General features: G+C 54.9%; 1 protein-coding gene. It reads left to right on the top strand.

What is annotated here, in order from left to right; all coding sequences use genetic code 11:
- Positions 1-541 (top strand): hypothetical protein (locus tag B140_RS14095; RefSeq protein WP_211208172.1); only part of this gene is annotated, 541 nt, incomplete at its 5' end.
- Positions 542-1,347 lie beyond the last annotated feature (806 nt).

Below are 1,347 nucleotides of genomic sequence, written 5' to 3' on the forward strand. Positions count from 1 at the left end.
CTTCTCGTATGAGAATGTGGAAGCTCAAGAAAGCGGATTGAGTGAAGTTCAAGAAGTATCGCTTCGCGGTATTGAAAAGTATCTCGACCAGGATGACTCCTCGTTTGATTTCGCTAAAGCTCAGGAAGATCCTTCGATAGATGATAAAACTCTTGAAGATTTCTCCGCAGGCCTGCTAACCCAAGGGTGGGACGTTCGGGCTTCCGATGCTGCCCTCTTGGAGCTGAACAAGAAGTCGGATGAGATTTCCCCGCACCTCACGTCACTGCGATCTGCTTGTGAGGGGCGCAACGGTGTTCAAAAGTTCCCTCCGGCGGTTCTCCTGAATAGTTGTACCGCCTCTGCGGTGCAGAATGCTTTGGGTGCTGGGGCAGGTGTGGCGGGGATAGCGGCTATCATTACGGCTGAAACAGGTGCGGGCCCCGCCCTTGCAGGAACCATAGCTGGGGTATTGGCCATCAATGCTGGAGTAATCGGACTCTGCAATTCCTGGGGTCATGGTGTAAAAATATTCTCCGGTGGAGTTTGCTGGTCCCAGTAAATCTGAGGCGAAATGAAGAAAATTCCCCCTCTCATTATTGTATGTGTAACTATAGTTGGTGTTTTGATGAGCATTGCTCAAATAGTTACGGGAAATTGGCATAGCAATATACTTTCACAAGGAAAGTATATTGCTATGCTGGGAGCTGTGGCGTGCATATGCTATGCGCTAGCAAGAAAAGCGGGTAACCAGACCTAACCATAAAGCGCACAGGCCACACTGGGTGATCGCGTTTGGTGGGTGCTCGGCGGGCCTGTGCCTGGTGGTGTGCAGTGCTGGGGGGGGGGGGGAGCTAAGTGCTGTGCGTTCCTTACTGCTGGCCCGAGGCCCATGTGTTTTCAGGCCGGCGGTGTTTGAGCGTTTCCAGTCGCCTTCTGTGACTTGTGTTCCGCGTCGCGGTGACGGTAAGCCGTCTATTGGGGGTATTCCTGGTCGCCCGGAGTTTGGCGGTGGAGTGGTAGACGTGAAGGCCCTGCTGGCCCTGCGCTAACGGATGCTCCTAGCCCCCAGCAGCTTGCCCTCTCCTAGGGTGCTGGGGTGTGGCCTGTGCTTGGTCGTTATTGGGGTGCCGCCACATGGGGGTCCGGGGGGTGTGCTTAATTCCCGTCATGGTGGGTGGGGGATGGGCTATTCTACCTGCGCCGTGCGTAAGAGGCGCCGGTGGAAAGGGTTTTGTATGTCCAGGTTGGTGGGTAAGAAGTTGGTTACGTCTGGGGAGGGGAAAGGGGATCGTTTTTCGCTCGTGCGGGTTGTAGAGCAGACTCTTTCTCGGTTGTTGAGTAAGGCGTTGTGGGAGGAATGGCGGG

The organism is Corynebacterium mastitidis DSM 44356 (genome assembly GCF_000375365.1).
Lineage (GTDB): Bacteria > Actinomycetota > Actinomycetes > Mycobacteriales > Mycobacteriaceae > Corynebacterium > Corynebacterium mastitidis.